The following is a 22,830-nucleotide window of genomic DNA, read 5'->3' on the forward strand; positions in this document are numbered from 1 at the left end:
GCGAGAGTAGGTCATCGCCAGGGGCTTTACCCCAAATCCCCGTCCCAACAGGACGGGGATTTTTTATTGCCCAAAAAACAAACATCCCCCTCAACCGACAACCCCACGCTGCAACGCCGCCGCCGCCCAGCGTCGAGCAACCAACGGCGAGCTCATGCACACCGCAACATCACTCACCGTCGACACCGCACGCTCCAGTAACTGGATGTCTGCCTCGTGCTGACGCGCAACATGCGCATCCTCAAAAAATAACGCCCGCTGGCAAACTCCTGACAACACGCTAGAGGCTATTTGCGCGTCTGACCGCTTTGGGAGATGTTGGCGTGAGACTGAGCGTCCGGCTCAATTGCCCGGCGCGATGTCGGTATCGAATGACTGTGCGATGGCGCCGCTGATCGGCCCGGTCTTGGCACTACGATGGACGTACAGTGTGACTTTGCGTTCGAATCGCAGCGGACCGTCGATTACCGCATGTGGCCCAACGATGACGCGTGGTGTGCGTGTCGGGTTGAATGACATGCTGAAGCTTGGCTTGTTGATCGTGATCCCGCCGCCCAGATGCGCGTCATGGCCCACGGTGACGTCGCCGTTGACCGTCTCGATGCCGCGATCCAACTGCATGGCAATCACGCCGATACTGCCGTTGACGCTCTCGATCGCGCCGTCGACGTGTCCTCCGCGATTGACAAAGATACCGCCGTTGACGGTTTTGATCGAGCCATCGATCTGCGCGCGTTTGTCAATGTTGATGTTGCCGTTGACTGTGGACAAGCCGCTGGTCTGGGCATTGTCGGCGACGCTGATATTGCCGTTGACCGTCTCCACGCTGCCCACGCGTGCGCCGGACTCGACACTGATGTTGCCGTTGACGATGGCTAGGTTTCCATATTGCTTGCCGGCAATGGCCTTGATGCTGCCGTTGACCTTGCTGATGTCCTCGGCCGCCAGCGCGGAATCGGCGGTGAGGGCAATGACCAACAGCACGGCCAGATGCATCGGTTTCATTATTTTCCACCTCCCCTAACACCGGCCATCCGGTTGCGAGTCATCGTGGGGCGATCACAACACGCTTCGCTACAATCCACACCTGCCTGAAGTCATTGGATCTGCCCTTGTCCGCTGCCAGCTCCGTTCTCTCGCGTTCCGCCCTGTCTGGCGCGACGCATCGGTGTGTCTGGCTGCAGTCACGCAAGTTCATGCCTGTCGTGGCGATGGCGCTGTTGTGGCTAACTGCAGGCCTGGCTGCCGCACAGAACCCGCGTGACGCCGAGCGTCGCTTGGAGAAAGTGCGTGGCGAGCTGAAGAGCGTAGCCGAGGAGCGTCATCAGTTGGAGGGCAAGCGCGGCGACGCCGCGCGACAATTGCGCGATGCCGACGAAAAAGTCGCCGCTACCGGACGCAGCCTGGCACAGACCCAGCAGGCACTGCGTCAGCATCAGCAGACCCTGGCCGAACTGGAGCACAAACGCGATGCATTGCGCGCCAGATTGACCCGCCAGCACGCCGAATTGGCGCAATGGCTACGGGCCGCCTATGCCATCGGTGACAATGCACCTTTGAAACTCTTGCTGGCGCAGGATCGCGTGGCCGATGCCAATCGGCTACTGACCTATCACCGTTATCTGCAGCGCGAACGCGCGCAACGCATCGCCAGCTTGACCCATGAACTGCAGGCCCTCGAACAGGTACAGCGCGATGTCGCGCAGCAGCGGCAGCAGTTGAGCGAAGCGCAGCGTCGTCAGCAAGAGCAGGCGGCCGCATTGCAGCGTGACCGCAAGCAGCGCGCTAGCGTGGTGTCGGAACTTGATCAGCGGTATCAGGATCGTAGCGAACGCGAAAAAGCGCTTGGTCAGGACGCGAAGGCCCTGGAAACCTTGCTGGCCAATCTGCGCGCGGCTGCCGCGCGTGCCGAGGCCGAGCGGCGTGCCGCGGCCAAACGTGCCGCCGCCGAACAGGCCGCGCAGGCCAGGGCTGGCAATAACCCACACGCTGGCGGCAAGGTCCCACCTAAGTTGGCGGCCTCGGGACCACCGTTGAAGGTTGGCGGGCTCGGCTGGCCGTTGTCTGGCGATTTACTCGCGCGTTACGGCGGTCGGCTGCCCGATGGGCGTACCAGCAACGGTGTGCTGATCGCTGCGCCAGCCGGCAGCACCATCACTGCGGTGGCCGACGGGACGGTGGTGTTCTCCGAGTGGATGACCGGTTACGGCATGATCCTGATCGTGGACCATGGCAACGGCTACATGAGCCTGTACGCGCACAACGATACCTTGCTGCGCGATGCGGGCGACCGGGTCAAACGCGGGGATCCGGTGGCCAAGGTCGGTAACTCCGGCGGTCAGGGCCGCCCGGCGTTGTACTTCGAATTGCGTCACAACGGCCAGCCGGTGGATCCGGCGTCGTGGCTGCAGCGACGCTGAATACAGCGTCGCTGTGCGGTCAACGCGTGTTTAGGGTGATTTCGCGCATAATCGTGCCAACTGTGTCATCGATGGCGCAGGCCTTCCCCAATCGGAGTGCTTCATGCGCGTAGTCCTGTCCGTTGCCTTGTTGCTTGCGCTGGCGCCGCTGCCGCTGATGGCGCAGCATGCCGCCACGCAGACATCCACGGCACCTGCGGCCAGCGCCGATGATCCGGATGCAACCGAGTCGGCCACGTCGAAAGTGCCGCTGGACGAAATCCGTCGCTATGTCGCGGTCTATAACGCGGTGAAGGAAGCCTACGTCGATCCTGTCGACGACAAAAAACTGATGCAGTCTGCGATCCGTGGCCTGTTGCTCGATCTCGATCCGCACAGTACCTATTTCAGCAAGGAAGACGCCGAAGCCTTCGATGAGCAGACCAGCGGTGCCTACGATGGCATTGGCGTGGAATTGCTGCAGTTGCCGGACAACACCCTCAAGGTGGTGTCGCCGATCGATGACACCCCGGCCGCGCGTGCAGGCCTGCGCTCGGGCGATATCATCATCGCCATCGACGGCAAGCCGATCAGTGCGGTCAAGGCGATGGAACCGCTGCGTGGCAAGCCAGGCAGCAAGGTGGTGTTGACCATCGAACGCGACAAGATCAATAAACCCTTCGACGTCACGCTGACCCGGCAGACCATCCGTGTGGCCAGTGTACGTAGCCGCATGCTGGAGCCTGGCTACGGCTACATCCGCATCAGCACCTTCCAGGCCGATACCGGCGCGGATTTTCGCAAGCAGTTGCAGCAGTTGCTTGCCAAGGCCGGCGGCAAGCTGCGCGGCCTGGTGCTTGATCTGCGCAGCAATCCCGGCGGATTGCTGACCGCGGCGGTGCAGGTGGCCGACGACCTGCTCGACAAGGGGAACATCGTCAGCACGCGCGGGCGTATCTCGGTCAGCGATTCCAAGTTCGATGCCACCCCAGGCGATTTGCTCAACGGTGCGCCGATGGTGGTGCTGGTGGATGCTGGATCGGCGAGCGCCTCGGAAGTGCTCGCTGGCGCGCTGCGCGACAACAAGCGCGCGCGTATCGTCGGCAGCCGTACCTTCGGCAAGGGCTCGGTGCAGACTGTGCTGCCGCTGGACAACGGCGATTCGGTCAAGCTGACCACGGCGCGCTATTACACGCCCAGCGGCAAGTCGATTCAGGCCAGCGGCATCGTCCCCGACGTGGTGTTGCACCCTGAGGGCGAGGCGGAGGATGCGGACAAGCCAGCGGCGATTGCGGACTACAGCGAAGCCACATTGCCGGGTCATCTACGCGGCGACGACGAGGGCGCCGAGGGGTACAGCGCCGGCGACCCGCTGCCGGGCGATGCACCGATCGCGCAGGCGCTTGCCGAACTGAAACAGCCCGGCGCGGTGGCCAGGGCCGCCGCCGCCAAGCCGGTCAAGCCGAAAGCCAAGCCGACCGCAGTACCGATGCACAAACCGGGGACACCCTCGACCAAGTCGACGCCGCAGACGCCTGCGCCCGGCAAGGCCAAACCGGAAAAACCTGAGCCGGCAGCGGCGACGCCCGGTTCCTGAGCCAGCGGCGCTGCGTAGCCATCCCGCTGGCGTCGGTGTCTCTGCCGAATTTAGCCCAGCGTCAGCACCTCGGGATTGGCCAGATGCTGTGGCGTGCCGGCGGCGAAGGCCAGCACGTTGTCGAAGGCAGCGCCGAAGTACAGTTCGTAGCTGGCCTGCTCGACGTAGCCCAGGTGCGGTGTCGCCAGTACCTGCGGATGCCGTAGCAGCGGGTGCTGCGGGTCCAGCAGCGGTTCCTGTTCGAATACGTCCAGCGCTGCCTGGCCGGGGCGTCCGGCAGCCAGCGCCGCTTGCAGTGCGCCGGGGGCGAGCAGCTCGGCACGGCTGGTATTGACCAACAGCGCATCGGGCTTCATGCGCAGCAGATCGTCCAGCACGATTTGGTGGCGGGTGGCCGCGACCAGGCGACGGTGCAGGCTGAGCACGTCGCTGTCGGCGAACAGGGCGGCGCGGCTTGCGGCGATCTCGAAACCGTCGGCGCGTGCATGCGCGCAGGTATCCTCGCTACCCCAGACCTGCACGCGCATGCCGAATGCGCGGCCATAAGCGGCGACGCGGCGACCGATCTTGCCGTAGCTCCACACGCCCAGGGTCAGTCCTTCCAGGCGGCGTCCCAGTTCCGCAGTGCCGGTGGCCTGCCAATGCCCAGTCAGCAACGCGTCGCGGTACGCCGGTAGGCGCCGGCTGGCCGCCATCAGGAGTGCCCAGGTCAACTCTGCCGGCGCCACCGGTGAACCGACACCTTCGGCCACAGCGATGCCGCGTGCGGTGCACGCGGCCAAGTCGATGTGCTCGCCGATCCTGCCGGTCTGGCTGATCAGGCGCAGCGCCGGCAACCGCGCCAGCAGCGTGGCATCGATGTGGGTGCGCTCGCGGATCAGCACCAGCACCTCGGCCTCGGCAGCGTGGCGAATGAGGGTCTCTGGATCGGGCGACGGCGCGGTCAGTATCTGCACGCGATGCCCTTGCAGCCGACGGAAGCAGGGCAGGTGTCTTACCGCATCCTGATAATCGTCGGCGATCAGAATGCGCATTGGCTCAGCGGGGTTTGCCGGGCATCGGGAATGGTGTGACCACCTTCTCGCCGGTGGCAGCTTCGCGGATCGCCGACGGGCCCTTCTTTTCCACCTGTTCGATCCGCACGATGCTCTGCATCGGCAGGTGCAACGTTTGGGTGTTGCCGAACTCTTCGCGCAGGCGTTCCTCGGTGGGATCGATCACCACGCCATCGTGCAGATCGAACACCAGCGCGCCGATCTCGGTGAACCCCCACAGATGGCTGCTGCCGACGTGTTGCGCATACAGTTCGTAGACCTTGCCGTGGTTGAGGAAGATCACTTTGTAGAGATGTTTGAACATGCTCGAAGTATAAGACGCGCTGTCGTCGGACGTGGCTCAGAATCAAACGAGGTTGCGCCTATCCAAGCGTAGCGCGCACGTACAACCCGTAACCGATGCCGAAGGCGAAGCCGGTCAAGTGTGCCGACCACGCCACCATGCCGAATGCTGGGCCGATGTAGGCGAACACGACCTGCAATGCGACCCAGGTGCCGATCAGTAACGCTGCCGGAGCACGGACGAACTCCAGGAACAGCCCCAGAGGCAGGACCACGCCGAGTTTGGCGCGCGGGAACAGTGCCAGATAGGTGCCGATCAAGGCCGAGACCGCGCCGCTGGCACCGATGATGACGCGATCAGGGGTGTCGATCGCGAACATGGCGGCCAGGTTGGAGATCGCACCACCGCTCAGGAACAGCAGCAGGAAGCGCCACGGGCCCAGCACACGTTCGGCGGGCAGGCCGAAAATCAGCAGGAACACCAAGTTGCCGAGCAGGTGCGACCAATCGGCATGCAGAAACAGTGCGGTGAACAGGCGCAGCACGCTGCCGTCATGCAGGGGCGCAAGCCAGTCGCGTGGGCTTGTGCCGACCGACAACGCCCCCCAGTCCAGCCACAACGTGGCGCGTGTTTCATTGGGGAGATTGGTGGACCACAGGAAGGCGAGCCATATCGATGCCAACAGCAACGGCGCGGCCCAGCGCAGCTTGGTCCGTTCGCGGGTGGGGATGGAAACGAACATGCGAATACCGGAAAGCCTCGGATGGCAAAGATACCGGCTTCATGCGGCAGGACCTAGGCGCGCTCCATACGAACCTGAACACAGCAAATTGTTTATGCTGAATATTGTTATAGTTGAGTTAACGCAAGACGTCATGCCGCATGCCGCGCCGTATGTCAGGACAGGATTCCGGGATACATCTTCGACTTCTCAGGCCGGCAATGTGCAGGTGCGAACACAGATGTCCCTTTGTCCGGAGAGAAGAACCATGCAAAACGCAACCCAGTTCGTCCGTTTCACGGCCCTGGCCGCGGCTATCGTCGGTGCACTGACCATGGGTCAGGCGCATGGCGCCGCCTTCCAACTCAAGGAAAACAGTGCAAAGGGACTTGGTCGTGCCTTCGCCGGTGCTGGGAGTGCGCCGGGCGACGCTTCCATCATCGCCGTCAATCCGGCGGGCATGCGCCAACTCGATGGCACGGTGTTCCAGGCTGATATCAGCGCGATTCAATTTTCCGCCAAGTACCGTGGCAACGGCGCGACTTATGCCAACGGCGCGCCGATCTCCGGTGGTAACGGCGGCGACGCCGGCATGATCGCGCCGGTTCCGGCGGTCTATTTCCACATGCCGTTCGGCGCAGAAAACAACATACATTTCGGCGCATCGCTGACTGCGCCATTCGGTTTCAAGACCCAGTACGACCGCGATTGGTTTGGCCGCTACAACGGCGTCAAGACCGAAATGCGCACGATCGACTTGAACGCCGCCTTCTCCTACGACATCAATCCATATGTCTCCTTCGGCGCCTCTGTGTTTGCCGAGCGCCTGAATATGGAACTGAGCAATGCGGTCGATTTCGGCAGCATCTTAGCCGCACGCCGCGTGCCGGGTTTCGCGCCCGGCAGCGCCGATGGCTTCTCGCGTATCAAGGGCGATAACACTGCGGTCGGCTTCACCCTGGGTGGCTTGTTCAGCGTCGATGAGAACACCCATATCGGCTTCAGCTATCGTTCGCAGGTAGAGCACAAGATCACCAATGGTGACGTCGATTTCACCGTCTGGGGCAGTGCCGCCACTGTGCTGGCCGTTGCCGCGCCGGGTACCTTTGTCGACACCAAGGGCCGCGCCACGGTCAAGCTGCCTGCCAGTGCCACCGCCAGCTTCACCCACAACTTCAACGAGCAGTGGACGGTGATGGCCGATGTCACCCGCACCGCTTGGAAAAAGTTCGACAAGATCACGGTTGACTTCGCTTCCAATCAGCCTGCAAACACGCTGACGTTCGACTACCGCGATACCACCGCTGTCTCGCTGGGTACCGAATACCGCATGAGCGACACATTGACCCTGCGCGGCGGCGTGGCTTACGACGAAACCCCGACCACCGATCAGCACCGCGATGTGCGCGTGCCGGACGCAAGCCGCAAGTGGGCTTCGCTGGGTCTGAGCTGGAGGCCGTTCGAGCATGTGGAGTACAGCGTTGGCTATACCCATCTGTTCATCAACGATCCGAAAATCGCCACCACCAGTGCGACAGGGAGTACGCTGGTCGGTCATTACGACGTGAACGCCAACGTGCTGGCGGCCTCGTTCAACTATAAGTTCTGATCGCAACTGCTACAGCAACGATGAAAAAGCCCCGCTTCTGCGGGGCTTTTTTTGTGCCGTCGTCCCTGGCGTCGTGGGGTGCTCCAGCGCTCCACGCTCAGCGCCGTGTGTAAGACAGATGGCGAGGGCTCAGACGCAGGCTCCGGTTGGTGCGCTGCGTGATCCGTGCTGCTCGCGCAGCATTCAATCGCCCAGTGTCAGCAGCGAGGCATTGCCGCCAGCGGCGGTGGTGTTGACGGTGACGACCTTCTCGGTCGCAAAGCGCAGCAAGTAATGCGGGCCGCCGGCTTTGGGACCGGTGCCGGATAAGCCCTGGCCACCGAAGGGTTGCACTCCGACCACTGCGCCGATCTGGTTGCGGTTGATGTAGACGTTGCCGACCGCCACGCGCGCGGCAATGCGCTCGATGGTTTCGTCGATGCGCGAGTGCACGCCGAGGGTCAAGCCGTAGCCGGTGGCGTTGATCTGGTCGATCACCGCGTCGAGCTGGTCGGCTTTCCAGCGGATCACATGCAGCACGGGGCCAAAGACCTCGCGCTGTAATTGCGCCAGCGATTGCAATTCGTAGGCGCGCGGAGCAAAGAAGTTACCGTGCGCGGTACTGTCATCGGTGCCAGCCACGGCAATCAGGCGCGCCTCGCGGTCCATGCGTGCGGCGTGCTCGGTGAGCAGTTGCAGCGCATCGGCGTCGATGACCGGGCCGACATCGGTGGAGAGCAGGCCCGGATCGCCGATCTTCAATTCGGCCATCGCGCCCGCCAGCATGGTCATCACCTTGTCGGCAATGTCGTCCTGCACGAACAGCACGCGCGCGGCAGAACAGCGCTGGCCGGCGGAAATGAACGCGCTGGCGATCGCATCTTTGACCACCGCTTCCGGCAACGACGAGGAATCGGCGATGAACGCGTTCTGGCCGCCGGTCTCGGCGATCAGCACGCCGATGGCGGCCTCGCGCGCGGCCAGCGCACGGTTGATCGCGCGTGCGGTCTCGGTGGAGCCGGTGAAGGCGACCCCGGCCACACGCGGATCGCGAGTCAGCGCGGCACCGACGGTGGCGCCATCGCCGGGCAGGAACTGCACCACGGCTTCCGGCACCCCGGCTTCGTGCAGCAACTTCACCGCCGCATGCCCGACGAGATTGGTCTGTTCGGCGGGCTTGGCGATGACGCTGTTGCCAGCGGCCAACGCCGCAGCGACCTGGCCGAGGAAGATCGCCAAGGGGAAGTTCCACGGACTGATGCATACGAACACGCCGCGGCCGTGCAACTGCAGTTCGTTGGATTCGCCGGTCGGCCCTGGCAGCCGCTCGGGCGCGCCGAACTGGGCGCGTGCCTGGCCAGCGTAGTAGCGCAGGAAATCCACCGCCTCGCGTACTTCGGCCACGCCATCGGGCAAAGTCTTGCCGGCTTCCTTGACGCACAGCGCCATGAACTCGGGCATGCGCGCTTCCAGCAGGTCGGCGGCGTGTTCGAGGATGGTGGCGCGGCTGGCGGCGGGAGTGCGGTTCCAGGCCGGTTGTGCGTTGACGGCATTGGCGAGCGCTTTTTCCACGCTCGCGGCATCGGCTGGCTGCCAACGGCCGACGACCTCGCGGCGGTTGGCGGGGTTGGTCACGGGCAACGCTTCGCTGGCGATCACCGTGCCGGGCACCAACGGTGCGGCGTGCCAGGGTTTGAGCGCGGCGTTGAGTTGATCGGCCAGTACACGCAGGTCGTTGTCGTTGGCGAGGTTGGCGCCCATGGAATTTTTCCTGTTGTGATGCTGGCTGCGCAGCAGGTCGACTGGCAGCGGAATTTTCGGATGCGGGATGGAGGCGAACGCAGACACGGCTTCGAGCGGATCGCGGATCAGATCCTCGATGGCCACGTTCTCGTCGGTAATGCGGTTGACGAAGCTGGAATTGGCACCGTTTTCGAGTAGGCGCCGCACCAGGTACGGCAACAAATCCTCGTGCGAGCCGACCGGCGCGTACACCCGGCAGGGCACGCCCAGGCGGTCGGCGGGAATGACCTCGGCGTAGAGATCGTCGCCCATGCCATGCAGCTTCTGGTGTTCGTAGTCCCTGCCGTTGGCGATGGCGCGCACCGCCGCGATGGTCTGCGCGTTGTGTGTGGCGAACATCGGGTACAGCGCGTCACTGTGCGCGAACAATCGCTTGGCACAAGCCAGATAGGACACGTCGGTGTTTTGCTTGCGGGTGAACACCGGATAGCCGGGATGGCCCTCGACTTGGGCACGCTTGATCTCCGCGTCCCAGTAAGCGCCCTTGACCAGCCGCACCGGAATACGACGACCGACGCGGCGCGCCAGATCGGCAAGGAAATCGATCGTGTACGGCGTGCGTTTCTGATACGCCTGTACCGCCAGACCGTAGCCTTCCCAGCCGTCCAGCGAGGGATCGGAGAAGGTGGCCTCAATGAGATCCAGCGACAATTCCAGACGGTCGGCTTCTTCGGCATCGACGGTGTAGCCGATGCCGTAGGACTTTGCGAGCTGCGCCAGCTCCAGTACGCCTGGTGCCAGTTCGGCCATCACCCGTGCGCGCTTGGCGTGCTCGTAGCGCGGGTACAGCGCGGAGAGTTTGATCGAGATGCTGGGCGCGGCGAAGACCGCGTCCTTGCCGCTATCGCGCTGGGGTTGCTTGGCGAAATGCGTGCCGATGGCGTGGATTGCCTGACGATAGGCGTCCAGGTAGCGCCGCGCGTCGCGCATGGTCAGCGCGCCTTCGCCGAGCATGTCGAAGGAATAGCGGTAGTGGGCGTTGTCGCCCTTCTTCGAGCGCGCCAGCGCCTCGCCGATGGTGCGACCCATGACGAATTGATGGCCCATGATCTTCATCGCCTGACGCACCGCCAGCCGGATCACCGGCTCGCCGACGCGGCCGATCAGGCGTTTGAATGCGCCAGACACGTCGGCACGGGTGAGGTCGTTGATCTGCACCAGCTTGCCGGTGAGCATCAGGCCCCAGGTGGATGCATTGACGAGGATCGAATCGCTCTCGCCCATATGCTTTTTCCAGTCCGCATCACCGAGTTTGTCGCGGATCAGCTTGTCGGCGGTGTCCTGATCGGGGATGCGCAGCAGCGCCTCGGCCACGCACATCAGCAGCACACCTTCCTCGCTGCCCAGATCGTATTGGCGCATGAACGCTTCGATCGCGCCCTGATTCTGCGCACGCGCACGCACGCGGGTGACCAGATCGGCGGCCAGCGCCTGTACCTTGGCCTGCTCGGCGGTCGGCAGGCGTGCGTGTTCGAGCAGTTCGCGCACGTGCTCGGCTTCGTCCTTCAGCCAGGCGGCGGTGATCGCGGCGCGCAGAGCGTGCGCGGCGGGCGGAAGTTCGGGGGCGAGCAGCGGCGAAGGCGAGGCCGATGGAATCGGCGAGGCAGAGCCGGCGCCAGACAGAGCGTTCATGCGGGAAAGGCCAGGGATGGAAGCGATCATTTTATGTCAGCGCCCGCGCGTGCTGCGCGGGTCCGGCGGCGATGCCGGGCGACATGGCGCGTCGATCTGGTTGCATTGCAGCATTTTTTGTGATGTACCCGTGCTTGCCGCAGGGCAGGCCCAGGGCTACCATCCAGGCGTACTCGCGACTTAAAGGCGAGGCGGTTCGGAAGCGCGGTTCGACATGATCGAAATGTTTCCGTTTTCTCCGGAGGGGTCGGGTGCGCAGCTACGGCTGCGCCCGCCGCGGGCGCTCAACGCCCGACAGTTCGTCTTGTTGTTCGCTGCGCTCGCCGGGGCGATGTGGGCCGTGGCAGGAGTTGGATGGCTCGCAGGCAATGTGTTCGCGCCTGTATTCGCTTTGTTGCACAGCATGATGGTGGCGCTTGCACTGCGCTGGTTATGGCGGGTGGGCGAGCGCGAAGAGGAGATCCGGGTGGGTCCGGCCTGCGTGGAAGTGACCCATCCAGATGCAGAAACGCCAGCGTTCCGCGCTCATCCGCATTGGGTGCGGTTGCGGATCGAAGGCGACGACAGGGTGGTGCTGGCTTCCAGCGGCAAGCAGGTTCGGGTAGGCGAGTTCCTCGGTCCCGACGAGCGCCGCGAACTGGCGCACACCCTGCAAGGCTTGCTGGCGGCCGCGACTGGCCGCAACCGATGACACGCTAAGGGGTCTAGGCAATGAAGCAATGCGGCAGATGGGTGCAACAGACAGTTAAGGCTGGAATGACACTGGCGGCGGCAGTGGCTGCGCCTCTGGCGTGGGCGCAAGCGGCCGATCCGAAGCCGTGGCAACTCAACATGGGCCGTGGCGTCACCCAGAGCGCACACAATGCCTACGATGCCCACATGCTCGCATTGTGGGTGTGCGTGGTCATTGGCGTGCTGGTGTTCGGCGCGATGGCGTATGCGCTGTTCACCTTCCGCAAGTCCAAGGGTGCGGTGCCGGCGCAGTTCACCCACAACACCAAGGCCGAGATCGTATGGACGGTGATCCCGGTGTTGATCCTGATCGTGATGGCCTGGCCGGCCACGGCCAAGCTGATCGCGATGTACGACACCCGCGATGCCGAAATGACGGTGAAGATCACCGGCTATCAGTGGATGTGGCGGTACGAATACCTGGGTGAGAACGTGTCCTTCACCAGTCGTTTGGCGCGCAGTTCCGACCGCATGCGCCAGAGCGGTGCGGTGCCGACCGTCGAACACGATCCGCACTATCTGCTGGATGTGGATAACCGCCTGGTGCTGCCAGTGAACACCAAGGTCCGTTTCCTGATTACCGCCGATGACGTGATCCACGCCTGGTGGGTGCCTGCGCTGGGCTGGAAGCAGGACGCCATTCCTGGAATCGTCAACGAAGCCTGGACCAGCATCGACACCCCCGGGGTGTATCGCGGTCAGTGCGCCGTCCTCTGCGGCAAGGACCACGGCTTCATGCCGATCGTGGTCGAGGCGATGAGCAAGCAGGATTTCCGCAAGTGGCTGGCATCGCGCAAGCCCGCGCCTGCGGTTGCAGCGCCCGCGTCCGCGCCGGTGGCCGCTCCAGCAACTGCGCCTACGGCGGCGTCCACTCCGAACAACACGGCGGCGCCCACGGTGCCACCGCAGGCGCAACAATCGCGCCCGCGTCCTCGTCCCGGTTCGCACCTGACCGTGCAAGCCACCTGATGTCCAGCCTTCCCTTTCTGAGGTAGCCGCCATGGCCCATTCCGCAGTCGATCACCACGACGAGCACGGGCATTCGCAGAGCTTCGTCGCGCGTTGGTTGTTTTCCACCAATCACAAAGACATCGGCACGCTGTATCTGCTCTTCAGCTTCACCATGTTCGTCATCGGTGCGGCGATGAGCGTGGTGATTCGTGCCGAATTGGCGCAGCCGGGGTTGCAGTTCGTCAAGCCCGAGTTCTTCAACCAGATGACCACCGTGCATGCGCTGGTGATGATTTTCGGCGGGGTGATGCCGGCCTTCGTCGGCCTGGCCAATTGGATGATTCCGCTGCAGATCGGTGCGCCGGACATGGCCTTGCCGCGCATGAATAACTGGTCGTTCTGGCTGTTGCCGGTGGCATTTACGCTGCTGTTGCTGACCCTGTTTTTACCCGGTGGCGCGCCAGCCGCCGGCTGGGCGATGTACCCGCCGCTGATGCTGCAGGGAGGGTACAACGTGGCCTTCTCGGTGTTCGCCATCCATGTGGCCGGCATCAGTTCGATCATGGGCGCGATCAACATCATCGCCACCGTGCTCAACATGCGCGCGCCGGGCATCTATCTGCTGAAGATGCCGATTTTCTGCTGGGCTTGGCTGATTACCGCGTTCCTGCTGATCGCGGTGATGCCGGTGCTGGCGGGCGCGGTGACCATGTTGCTGACCGACAAGTTCTTCGGCACCTCGTTCTTCAACGCGGCCGGTGGCGGCGACCCTGTGATGTACCAGCATATTTTCTGGTTCTTCGGCCATCCCGAGGTCTACATCATGATCCTGCCGGCATTCGGCGTGATCAGCGAGATCATTCCGACTTTCAGCCGCAAGCCGTTGTTCGGCTACCAGGCGATGGTCTATGCGATTGCGGCGATCGCCTTCCTGAGTTTCATCGTCTGGGCCCACCACATGTTCACCGTGGGCATGCCGCTGGGCGGTGAGATCTACTTCATGTTCGCCACCATGCTGATCTCCATTCCCACCGGGGTGAAGGTATTCAATTGGATCAGCACCATGTGGCGAGGCTCGATGAGCTTTGAGTCGCCGATGCTGTGGGCGGTGGCGTTCGTCATCCTGTTCACCATCGGTGGTTTTTCCGGGTTGATGCTGGCAATCGTGCCGGCCGACTTCCAGTACCACGACACGTATTTCGTGGTGGCGCATTTCCACTATGTGTTGGTCACCGGCGCGGTGTTCGCGCTGATCGCGGCGGTGTACTACTGGTGGCCGAAATGGACCGGGCACATGTACAACGAGCGCTGGGCCAAGTTCCATTTCTGGTGGACGATGCTGTTCGTCAATCTGCTGTTTTTCCCGCAGCATTTCCTCGGCCTGGCCGGTATGCCTCGGCGTATTCCGGATTACAACGTGGTGTTCGCGGATTGGAACCTGGTCAGTTCGATTGGTGCGTTCGGCATGTTCGTCACCCCGTTTTTGATGGCCTCGATTCTGCTGGCGTCGCTGCGCAACGGCGCGCAGGCGCAGGCGCGGGTGTGGGAAGGTGCGCGCGGCCTGGAGTGGACGGTGCCATCGCCGGCCCCGGCGCATACCTTCACCCTGCCGCCGGTGCTCAAACCTGGCGATTTGGCCCACGACGACATCGGCCACTGATGACTGCGCAACCGCCGCTCGATGAGTTGGTCCTGCGCCGCAAACGTGCGGCGCGTACCGCCTTGGTGGCCGGCTTGGTCGCGCTGGCGATCTACGTCGGCTTCATCCTCTCCGGGGTGCTGGGGCGATGAGCGCGCCGTCACCGCATGTGCCAAGTAGTGCCGGACTGTTCAAGCTAGTCGGTGTGGCGCTGGCGGTGTTCGTGCTGACTTTTTCGCTGGTGCCGTTGTACCGCATCGCCTGCGAAAAGGTGTTCGGCATTCGCCTGGAGCGTGGTCCGGGCGACGGCTCGCAGGCGAGCACGTCGCTGGTCGGCAAGCGCACGGTCAAGGTGCAGTTCGATGGTGGGGTGAATTCCAAACTGCCATGGTCGTTCCATCCGGAGCAGCTCACCATGGAGGTGGTCCCCGGCCAGCTCAATCAAGCGCTGTACTACGCGCGCAACGAGAGCGGTCATGCCATCGTCGGCAGCGCGGTGCCGTCGGTGGCGCCGGCACGTGCTTCTGGTTACTTCACCAAGACCGAGTGCTTCTGCTTCACCGCGCAGACCTTGCAGGCTGGAGAGAAGCGCGACATGCCGGTGCGCTTCATCGTCGATCCCAACCTGCCGCGCGACATCACCACCATTACCCTGTCCTACACCTTCTACAAGAACGATGCGCTGAGCGCGGAACTGGAATCGCCGAAACTGGCCGCTTCCCCGCGCGCAGCGCTCTGACTCCCGACCGGAATGCCTGCCATGGCCCAGCCCAGCACCGACGCCACCGCCTATTACGTGCCCAGCCAGAGTCGTTGGCCGTTCATCGGTTCCATCGCGATGTTCGTGACGATGATTGGGGTGGCCAGTTGGCTCAACGACGCGGGCTGGGGCCAGTGGACGTTCTTCGCCGGCATCGCAATGTTGCTGGCGACGCTGTTCATGTGGTTCGGCGATGTGATCCGCGAGTCCATCGCCGGGCACTACAACCGCCAGGTCGACGTGTCGTTCCGGATGGGGATGGTCTGGTTCATCTTCTCCGAAGTGATGTTCTTTGGCGCGTTCTTCGGCGCGCTGTTCTATACCCGGACTTTCATCCTGCCGACGCTGGGCGGGGAAAGCTATCGCGTGATGACCAACGCGCTGCTGTGGGATGGGTATTCCGCGGCGTGGCCGACCAACGGGCCAGGGGCGATCGGTGGGCACTTCCAGACCATCGAGGCCTGGGGATTGCCATTGATTAACACGCTGATCCTGCTCAGCTCCGGGGTGACGCTGACCATTGCCCACCATGCGCTCAAGGCGGGGCAGCGCACGCGTCTTCTGGTGTTCCAGGCGTTGACCGTGTTGCTGGGGTGTACGTTCTTGTACTGCCAGGGCAAGGAATACATCCACGCCTACAAAGAGCTCAATCTCACCTTGGGGTCGGGTATTTATGGCTCCACGTTCTTCATGCTCACCGGCTTCCACGGCGCGCACGTGCTGTTGGGCACGATCATGCTGCTGGTGATGTGGCTGCGCGCGGCGCGCGGACACTTCAGTCGCGATCATCATTTCGCTTTCGAAGCCGCCGCTTGGTATTGGCACTTTGTCGATGTGGTGTGGTTGGCGCTGTTCCTGTTCGTCTATGTGCTTTGATCGCGTGCGCCGCTTTGTGCGATCTTGCGCGCATGTGCGCCATACCGACGTTGCGGATGTTCTAGTGAGCTGGGTTTGCCCAATGGCGATGCCTCGTGGCTGCACACCATTGCGAAACGGCCGCTACGGCACGGTGGTTGTGTTTGCCAGATGCGTTCTTTTTTCCACCCCATCGCGTGATCGCGATGGGGTGTCGCACGGCATGGCCGCTGTTGGGGCTCTTATTGCCCCAGCCCGTGTGGCTTGATCGCACCGGTATAGATGCCCAAGATCACCAATACGATCAGACAAACCGACAAGCCGATGCGCCAGGTCAATGCGTTCACCGTGCGCTTGCTTTGGCCGCGGTCCACCAGCAAGTAGTAAAGACCGGCGCCGAGGTTCCATAGGATGACCAGCAGGAACGCGACGATCAGCAGGGTTTTCAGCGAGTCGTTCATGGGCATCTCGGCGCATGGTGTGTCCGCATTATGACTCTCGTCGCTGCCTCGCGTGCGAGTGGGCAGCGGCGCATGCCGTGGTGGCTTGGCTGGAGTATTGCGCTGGTGTTGGCGTTGGGGTTTTGTGCCCTTGGGCGTTGGCAGGTCCAGCGCATGTATGAGAAGCAGGCGCTACTCGCGCAGGCGGCGCATGTGCGTGATCGTCCGCAGGCGCTGGCCGATGCGCTGCACACAGGACGAGCTGGACGGCTGGCCTGGGTGCACGGCGCAGGCCGTTTCCTGCCTGGGCAGATTCTGCTCGACAACCAGATACGCCAGGGCCGTAGCGGGGTGAAGGTATATCAGCCGTTCTTGCCCGATGGCCTGTCGGGCCCGGTGCTGGTGGAACTGGGTTGGTTGCCGCTGCCTGCTGATCGTGCTCTGCCGAGTCCGGTAGCGCTGCAAGGCCGGTACGTGTTGGTCGGCTTGCTCGGGCCGCCACCGTCGCATGGCCTGGCATTGGGCCCGGCGCTGGTCGCCGCGCCGTCGCCGCAGCGCTGGTTGGCGATGCGGATCGAGCCGGCGGCGATTGGTGTGGCGCTCGGCCGCCGCGACATTTTGTCGCAGGTGCTGCGCCTGGATCCGGCCCTGCCGCTGGGCTATCCGCGCGATCTGGACCTGTTGCCGAACACGCTGCCGCCCGAGCGCCATCTGGCTTACGCGGTGCAGTGGTTCGGTCTGGCGCTGCTGGTGCTGGCCACGGCCGCGTTGCTCAGTTGGCGGGCATACAGGGGACGGGGCGGGCGCTGAGTGCGCGCGCATGAGAAAATCCCAGGCATGACTGCTTCCCCTCCGATCCCGCGTGAGGCGGCCGCGCGCGGCCGCTGGCCGTTGGTCGCGCTGTTCGTCCTGTTTTTCGGCTCGATGCTGGCCGCTGGTGTGCTGCGCTTTTCCGGCTGGCAGCCGCCGGCGCGCCGCAATCATGGAGAATTGCTGAGGCCACCGGCCGACCTGCGTGCGCTGCAACCTCGGCTGGCCGATGGCAGCCTCTATGCCTGGCGGCCGCAGCAGCGTCTGTGGCGCATCGCGCTGGCGCCGCCGGCGGAATGTGCCAGTGTCTGCGACGCGTTGGCGCGCGAGCTGGACAAGGTCTGGGAATTGTTCGGCCACGACGCCGATCACGTGCAGATCCTGTGGATCGGCACGCCTTCGCCATGGATCCGGGCGCTACCCCCGGTGCGGGTGCTGCGCGCGGACCCGGCGCTGTTGGCCGCGCTGCCGCGAGCACATGATGCTGCAGGGGTGCCGGTCTACGTCATCGATCCCAATGGCTTCGTCGTGCTGCGCTATGCCCCTGGTTTCGACCCGGCTGGATTGCGTAGCGATCTGGCGAAACTGTTGAAACTTCTGTGAGCCACCTGCCTATGAGCTTGTTCGCGCCGCCGGCGCTGTTCCGTCACTTCCACCGCATGGCTTGGTTGGCGGCGCTGTTCACCGCCAGCACCGTCATGTTCGGCGCGTTCGTGCGCCTGTCCGATGCGGGCATGAGCTGCCCGGACTGGCCGACCTGCTACGGTCGGGTGACTTGGCCGCAGACCAGTGCCGAAGCCAACACCCACACGGCCAGCAAGATCCGTCCGCTGGAGACGCGCAAAGTCTGGCGTGAGCAGATACACCGTTTTCTCGCCGGTGCGCTGGGGGTGGAGGTGTTGGTGTTGTCGCTGCTGGCGGCGCGCCGGCGTCGGCTGGGGATTGCCCGGATCCTCGCTGCGGCGCTGCTGGTAGCGCTGTCGATCCCGCTGTATATGTCCGGCTGGCCGGCACTGGCGATGCTCTTGGCGGTGAGCGCGGAGGGGATACTGTTGCTGGCAGCGTGGCGCTGGTCCAATGCCGATCTCGCCCGCGTGGCGGTGCTGGCCCTGACGGTGGTGATTTTCCAGGCGTTGTTGGGCATGTGGACGGTCACCATGCTGCTCAAGCCGATCGTGGTGATGGGGCATTTGCTGGGCGCGTTGACGCTTTTTTCGTTGCTGGTGTGGATGGCCTGGCGTGCCACGCACTTGCCGATCACCCTGGCCGATGCGACCCAGTTGCAGTGGTTGTTGCGTATCGGTGTGGCGCTGTTGCTGGTGCAGATCGCGCTGGGCGGGTGGGTCAGCGCCAACTACGCGGCATTGGCCTGCGGTGGCGGTAGTTGGTCGCCAGACAATTTTCCGCGCTGCGTCAGCCAGTGGTGGCCGCCGCACGATTTCCGCGCCGGTTTCACCTTATGGCGCGCCATCGGCGTGGACTACGAAGGCGGTGTCCTCGACGGCGCGGCGCGCATCGCGATCCAGATGGCGCACCGGATGATGGCGATGGGCGTCGCCGCTTATCTGCTCTGGCTGGGCTGGCGCTTGAGCCGCTCGCCGGGCATGCGCAGCTGGGTGGTGGCGTTGCTGGCGTTGTTGGTTGCTCAGATCGGTCTTGGCATTCTCAATGTTAAGTTGGCGTTGCCGTTGCCCGTGGCGGTGTTGCACAACGCCGGGGCGGTGGCGTTGTTGTTCGTGCTGGTGTCGTTGCTGGCACGGCTGCGAGCGCCGCAATGAGTGCGCGTGGCGTCTACTGGCGCGATTACTGGGATCTGACCAAACCCAAGGTGGTGGCGCTGATCGTGTTCACCGCGCTGGTCGGTATGTGTCTGGCGATCCCGGGTCTGCCGACCTGGACACAGGTACGCACCGGGTTACTCGGTTTCTTTGGTATCTGGTTGGCTGCTTCGGCGGCGGCGGCAATCAACCAGTTGTTGGATGCGCGCATCGATGCGCAGATGGCCCGCACTTCCTGGCGTCCGTTGGTGGTGGGCAAGGTGTTGCCGTGGCAGGTGCTGTTGTTCGCCACGTTGCTCACCACGCTGTCGATGACGGTATTGGTGGTGTGGGTCAACGTCATCACCGCGGTATTGACCTTCGCTTCGTTGATTGGCTATGCGGTGGTCTATACGGTGTTCCTGAAGCGCACCACGCCGCAGAACATCGTCATCGGTGGCCTGGCCGGCGCGGCGCCGCCGTTGCTGGGCTGGGCCGCGATCACCGGCATGCAGGGGCAGTGGGACTGGGCCTACGCCTCGTTGCTGGTGTTGATCATCTTCGTATGGACGCCGCCGCATTTCTGGGCGTTGGCGATCTTCCGTCGCGCCGATTACGCCAAAGCGGCGATTCCGATGTTACCCATCACCCATGGTGTGGCGCACACGCGCAAGCAGATTCTGCTGTACACGCTGCTGCTGGTCGTGGCGACGTTGCTGCCGGTGGTCGTGGGGATGAGTGGTGTGTTTTATCTCGGCGGCACCCTGGTGCTGGATGCGGTGTTTCTCTGGTACGCCTGGCGCATGCTCGACCCGCCAGACGAAATGTTTTCGATGCGCATGTTCGGCTACTCCATCGTGTACCTGATGGCGTTGTTTGCATTCTTGCTGGTCGATCACTGGGTGTTGCCGGGCTAGGAGGCGGCGCCGTCGGCGCCGCGTCCATCGCGACTGCGGCTCAGCTCAGCTCAGCCAGTGTGGGCAATTGTCGCGTTCCTGTTTGCTGCAGTTTTGCTGCATTTTCTGCTGCAGGCGTGCCAGCACGGCGTTGCCGTTGTGTTGCTTGCTCCAGTCTTTCAGCTTCTTGCCCAGGGTGTCGAAGCGTTGCCGGTGGCGCTGAAGGTAGTCGTCGGGCTGGTGAGCCAGTTCGGCGATCATTTGCGCTGTGGCGTTCTCGATGGCGGCTGCGTTGTCCGGTTGCAGGCGGATCAAGCCATTGACGTAACGTGTATCGGAATTCAAGCGCAGGGATGGACTCTGGACGCTGTCGCGTGTCTTTTTCAGCCAATACAGCGCGGTTTGCTTGTCGCCGCGCTCCTCGGCCAGACCGGCCAATTTGGGCATGTAGTAGTAAGGCGTCTTGCTGCGCCCGAGTTCGGCTAGCAGCAACTGTTCGCTGCCGGCTTTGTCGCCGATGGTATCGAGCAGGTCGGCGACCATGCTGATCGTGGACTGGCGTTCGGCATCGCTGTGTGCAGCCTGTTCGGCCCAGTGCACGCGTTGTCGTATTTTTTCCACCACGGCAGCCGGCAGTGGCGGAGGAGCAGGCGCCGTCGGGCCTGGGTCCGCCGGCTGCCCCTGTGCCAGCCGCGCCAGTGCGATGTCGGCATAGACAGTTTCCAGGCGATCACTGATCGGTAAGCGACTGTCGGTGTAGACCTTGTCCAGTGCCTGTGTCAGCGCGTTGGACAACGTGGCGCGCTCGCTTGCATTCGCCGCTCCGGCTTGTATCAGTTCGTGTGCCGATTCGGTCAGTGTGCTGAGGTTGGCGCGGACTTCGGCAGGATCGGACACGACGGCCTGCAGTAGGGCGCGATTGGTCGCGCGCTGTTTGGGTGTCGGCGAGGTGTCGGTTGCGTTCATGCTCAGCGCCAACAACGCGAAGCGGCGTTGCAGTGCAGGCTGTGGCGCGGCGGCAGCCAGGCGTGCGAGCACGTCAGCAGTGTGTTCGGACTTGATCAAATGCGCGCCATCTAAGCTCCAGTCGTATTGGCTGAGTATGGTCCAGTCGTCGTTGCTGAGCGTGGCTGGTTCTTTCAGGGCTTGCTGCAGTAATTGCGCCGAGCTGGAGGTGCGGTTTGCGGCCACGCGCAGCGCTTCGGCCAGATGGGCGGTGTCGCTGTCGCCGGCCAGACGGGTGATTTCGCTACGGTCCGGAGCCAACACGATGATGGTCGGATAGCCCTTGATACCGAAGCGCTCGCCCCAGGCTTGCGCACTTTCCAAGTCGCCATCCAGATGCACCGCGACGAAGGCGCGAGTACGTGCGATGAAGGCCGGGTCCTTGAACAGCGTGGCCTTGAGCCGATTGCAGGGTGGGCACCACACCGCGCCCCAGTAGAGCAGCAGCGGTTTGTTTTGTTCACGGGCTTCGGCGAAGGCATCGTCGAGGTCGCCTTCGTGCCATGCGATGCCGGTATTGTCTTTTGCGGGGGCTGGCGCAGTGGCCTTGGGCGTTGCGGGAGCGGGTGGTTTTTCACAGGCGCTCAGGGCCAGCAACGTGGCCAGACTGGAGGAAAGCATGGCGGAACGGCGGAGCATACGGCTCATATGAGGCACCGGTAGGGGGAGGGTGGCGCGACTGGGGCGGCCTCCTACTTTACCCAGTGACCGCTGCTGTGGCACATCACGTTTGCATCTGTGCTGATGCCACTTTGGTTGTGCTCGCGATCACGGTATCGTTGGCTGTGTGCGCCATCGGCTGGATCCGCGCCACGGATGCGGCGCATCCGCTTACTGCGTGCGTGTCATCTTTGCCGCGCGTGCATAGCGTTGCGCGATCACCGCGCAGACGATCAACTGGATCTGGTGGTAAAGCATCACCGGCAGCACGATCGCGCCGAGGCTGCCACTGGCGAACAGTACCTTGGCCATCGGCACGCCAGTGGCCAGACTCTTCTTGGAGCCGCAGAACACGATCGAAATTTCGTCCTCGCGGGAAAAACCCAGTCGCCGCGCAGCGAATGTGATCAGCAACATCGCCAGCGCCAGCAATAAGGCTCCGGTGACCGCCACACCGAGCAGTGCCGGCAGCGGCGTTTTACGCCATAAACCTTCGATCACCGCCGCACTGAATGCGGTGTACACCACCAGCAGAATCGTACCCTGGTCGGTGTAGCGCAGCAGCGCGCGGCGGCGATCGACCCAGGCGCCGATCCATGGCCGCAACAGATGACCGGCGACGAACGGCACCAATAACTGCAGCATGATCTTGCCCATCGCTTCCAGCGGATTGGCCATGGCGCTCTGTGCGCCGGCCAGCAGGCCCATCAGCAACGGGGTCAGAAACACGCCAAGCAGGCTCGACAGCGAGGCGCTGCACACGGCGGCCGATACGTTGCCGCCAGCCATCGAGGTGAACGCGATCGACGACTGTACCGTGGATGGCAGCGCACACAGGAACAGCGCGCCAATGTACAACTCAGGGGTCAACAGGACGTGCGCCAGGGGTTTGAACAGCAAGCCCAGCAGCGGAAACAGAATGAAGGTGGCGGCGAAGATGGTCAGATGCAGGCGCCAGTGCAGCGCGCCAGACAGGATGGCCTCACGCGACAGCCGTGCACCGTGCAGGAAGAACAGTGCGGCGATGGCCAGGTCGGTGACCACGTCCATGACTCCCGCCGCAGGCCCGTAGACCGGCAGTAGCGAGGCGAGCGACACCGTGCACAACAGTGCCACGGTGAAGGGGTCGATGCGCAGGCGGGCGAGCCAGGAGCTGATCATGCGATGGGATGGTGCGATGCAGTCTGTATTGTAGGAAATGCAGTTGGTGCAGGCCAATCCAGGACGTGCGGCGTTGGCAACGAGCA

The 22,830-nt window shown here is 63.5% G+C and carries 21 protein-coding genes and 1 pseudogene; 13 read left to right on the top strand and 9 right to left on the bottom strand.

What is annotated here, in order from left to right; genetic code table 11:
• Positions 1-90: 90 nt before the first annotated feature.
• A pseudogene (locus XALGPE39_RS16350) lies at positions 91-300 on the bottom strand (methylglyoxal synthase); the annotation flags it as partial.
• Positions 301-342: 42 nt separating this feature from the next.
• The gene (locus XALGPE39_RS02180; RefSeq protein WP_045726798.1) at positions 343-1,005 is read right to left on the bottom strand and encodes a hypothetical protein; all 663 of its coding nucleotides are present in this window, start codon (positions 1,003-1,005) and stop codon (positions 343-345) included.
• Positions 1,006-1,196: 191 nt separating this feature from the next.
• Here XALGPE39_RS02180 and XALGPE39_RS02185 point away from each other — a divergent pair, with 191 nt between their 5' ends.
• Entirely contained in the window at positions 1,197-2,420 is a 1,224-nt protein-coding gene (locus tag XALGPE39_RS02185) for a peptidoglycan DD-metalloendopeptidase family protein (protein ID WP_082061807.1), read from the top strand.
• Positions 2,421-2,523: 103 nt separating this feature from the next.
• Positions 2,524-3,996 (top strand): S41 family peptidase, encoded by a 1,473-nt coding sequence (locus XALGPE39_RS02190; protein WP_045726799.1) that lies wholly within the window; start codon positions 2,524-2,526, stop codon positions 3,994-3,996.
• A gap of 50 nt (positions 3,997-4,046) precedes the next feature.
• Here the strand turns inward: XALGPE39_RS02190 and XALGPE39_RS02195 are convergent, their stop codons facing one another.
• From XALGPE39_RS02195 to XALGPE39_RS02205, 3 genes are read right to left on the bottom strand one after another with little or no spacing between them, the layout of a single operon-like run.
• Positions 4,047-5,030, bottom strand: coding sequence for a D-2-hydroxyacid dehydrogenase family protein (locus tag XALGPE39_RS02195; RefSeq protein WP_045726800.1), 984 nt, complete (start codon positions 5,028-5,030; stop codon positions 4,047-4,049).
• A gap of 4 nt (positions 5,031-5,034) precedes the next feature.
• A complete protein-coding gene (locus XALGPE39_RS02200) occupies positions 5,035-5,355 on the bottom strand; it encodes a DUF1820 family protein (RefSeq protein ID WP_045726801.1) in 321 nt (106 codons plus the stop codon).
• A gap of 58 nt (positions 5,356-5,413) precedes the next feature.
• Positions 5,414-6,076 carry a rhomboid family intramembrane serine protease gene (locus XALGPE39_RS02205; RefSeq protein WP_045726802.1) on the bottom strand — a complete coding sequence of 221 codons (663 nt, stop codon included), beginning with the start codon at positions 6,074-6,076 and terminating at the stop codon, positions 5,414-5,416.
• 313 nt (positions 6,077-6,389) lie between these two features.
• On the opposite strand from XALGPE39_RS02205, the gene XALGPE39_RS02210 reads away from it, so the two are divergent.
• Positions 6,390-7,664: an outer membrane protein transport protein gene (locus XALGPE39_RS02210; RefSeq protein WP_235429855.1), complete on the top strand. Its 1,275-nt coding sequence runs from the start codon at positions 6,390-6,392 to the stop codon at positions 7,662-7,664.
• 183 nt (positions 7,665-7,847) lie between these two features.
• On the opposite strand, the gene putA is transcribed toward XALGPE39_RS02210, so the two are convergent.
• On the bottom strand, positions 7,848-11,078 hold the full coding sequence (putA, locus tag XALGPE39_RS02215; RefSeq protein WP_045726804.1) for a bifunctional proline dehydrogenase/L-glutamate gamma-semialdehyde dehydrogenase PutA: 3,231 nt from the start codon (positions 11,076-11,078) through the stop codon (positions 7,848-7,850).
• A gap of 214 nt (positions 11,079-11,292) precedes the next feature.
• On the opposite strand from putA, the gene XALGPE39_RS02220 reads away from it, so the two are divergent.
• From XALGPE39_RS02220 to XALGPE39_RS02240, 6 genes are read left to right on the top strand one after another with little or no spacing between them, the layout of a single operon-like run.
• On the top strand, positions 11,293-11,769 hold the full coding sequence (locus XALGPE39_RS02220) for a DUF2244 domain-containing protein (RefSeq protein ID WP_045726805.1): 477 nt from the start codon (positions 11,293-11,295) through the stop codon (positions 11,767-11,769).
• 20 nt (positions 11,770-11,789) lie between these two features.
• Positions 11,790-12,779, top strand: a complete 990-nt coding sequence (gene coxB / locus XALGPE39_RS02225) for a cytochrome c oxidase subunit II (protein WP_045726806.1) — start codon at positions 11,790-11,792, stop codon at positions 12,777-12,779.
• A 31-nt stretch (positions 12,780-12,810) separates the two neighbouring features.
• The gene (gene ctaD, locus XALGPE39_RS02230) at positions 12,811-14,421 is read left to right on the top strand and encodes a cytochrome c oxidase subunit I (RefSeq protein ID WP_045726807.1); all 1,611 of its coding nucleotides are present in this window, start codon (positions 12,811-12,813) and stop codon (positions 14,419-14,421) included.
• Positions 14,421-14,552, top strand: a complete 132-nt coding sequence (locus XALGPE39_RS16560; RefSeq protein ID WP_255352371.1) for a hypothetical protein — start codon at positions 14,421-14,423, stop codon at positions 14,550-14,552. The genes ctaD and XALGPE39_RS16560 overlap by 1 nt, the downstream gene beginning before the upstream one ends.
• Positions 14,549-15,139, top strand: a complete 591-nt coding sequence (locus XALGPE39_RS02235) for a cytochrome c oxidase assembly protein (RefSeq protein ID WP_045726808.1) — start codon at positions 14,549-14,551, stop codon at positions 15,137-15,139. Before XALGPE39_RS16560 ends, XALGPE39_RS02235 begins: the two co-directional genes overlap by 4 nt.
• A 21-nt stretch (positions 15,140-15,160) precedes the next feature.
• A complete protein-coding gene (locus XALGPE39_RS02240) occupies positions 15,161-16,036 on the top strand; it encodes a cytochrome c oxidase subunit 3 (protein ID WP_045728905.1) in 876 nt (291 codons plus the stop codon).
• A 221-nt stretch (positions 16,037-16,257) separates the two neighbouring features.
• Here the strand turns inward: XALGPE39_RS02240 and XALGPE39_RS02245 are convergent, their stop codons facing one another.
• Positions 16,258-16,476, bottom strand: a complete 219-nt coding sequence (locus XALGPE39_RS02245) for a twin transmembrane helix small protein (RefSeq protein ID WP_045726809.1) — start codon at positions 16,474-16,476, stop codon at positions 16,258-16,260.
• 30 nt (positions 16,477-16,506) lie between these two features.
• On the opposite strand from XALGPE39_RS02245, the gene XALGPE39_RS02250 reads away from it, so the two are divergent.
• From XALGPE39_RS02250 to cyoE, 4 genes are read left to right on the top strand one after another with little or no spacing between them, the layout of a single operon-like run.
• A complete protein-coding gene (locus tag XALGPE39_RS02250) occupies positions 16,507-17,265 on the top strand; it encodes an SURF1 family protein (RefSeq protein ID WP_045726810.1) in 759 nt (252 codons plus the stop codon).
• 27 nt (positions 17,266-17,292) lie between these two features.
• Positions 17,293-17,868: a hypothetical protein gene (locus XALGPE39_RS02255; RefSeq protein WP_045726811.1), complete on the top strand. Its 576-nt coding sequence runs from the start codon at positions 17,293-17,295 to the stop codon at positions 17,866-17,868.
• A gap of 11 nt (positions 17,869-17,879) precedes the next feature.
• Entirely contained in the window at positions 17,880-19,043 is a 1,164-nt protein-coding gene (locus XALGPE39_RS02260; RefSeq protein WP_045726812.1) for a COX15/CtaA family protein, read from the top strand.
• Positions 19,040-19,939: a heme o synthase gene (cyoE, locus tag XALGPE39_RS02265; protein ID WP_045726813.1), complete on the top strand. Its 900-nt coding sequence runs from the start codon at positions 19,040-19,042 to the stop codon at positions 19,937-19,939. Before XALGPE39_RS02260 ends, cyoE begins: the two co-directional genes overlap by 4 nt.
• A gap of 45 nt (positions 19,940-19,984) precedes the next feature.
• Here the strand turns inward: cyoE and XALGPE39_RS02270 are convergent, their stop codons facing one another.
• Both XALGPE39_RS02270 and XALGPE39_RS02275 read right to left on the bottom strand, forming a co-directional pair.
• Entirely contained in the window at positions 19,985-21,571 is a 1,587-nt protein-coding gene (locus tag XALGPE39_RS02270) for a thioredoxin family protein (RefSeq protein WP_045726814.1), read from the bottom strand.
• Positions 21,572-21,754: 183 nt separating this feature from the next.
• Positions 21,755-22,744: a bile acid:sodium symporter family protein gene (locus tag XALGPE39_RS02275; protein ID WP_045726815.1), complete on the bottom strand. Its 990-nt coding sequence runs from the start codon at positions 22,742-22,744 to the stop codon at positions 21,755-21,757.
• Positions 22,745-22,830 lie beyond the last annotated feature (86 nt).

It is taken from the genome of Xanthomonas sp. GPE 39 (assembly GCF_000963005.1).
Taxonomy (GTDB): Bacteria; Pseudomonadota; Gammaproteobacteria; order Xanthomonadales; family Xanthomonadaceae; genus Xanthomonas_A.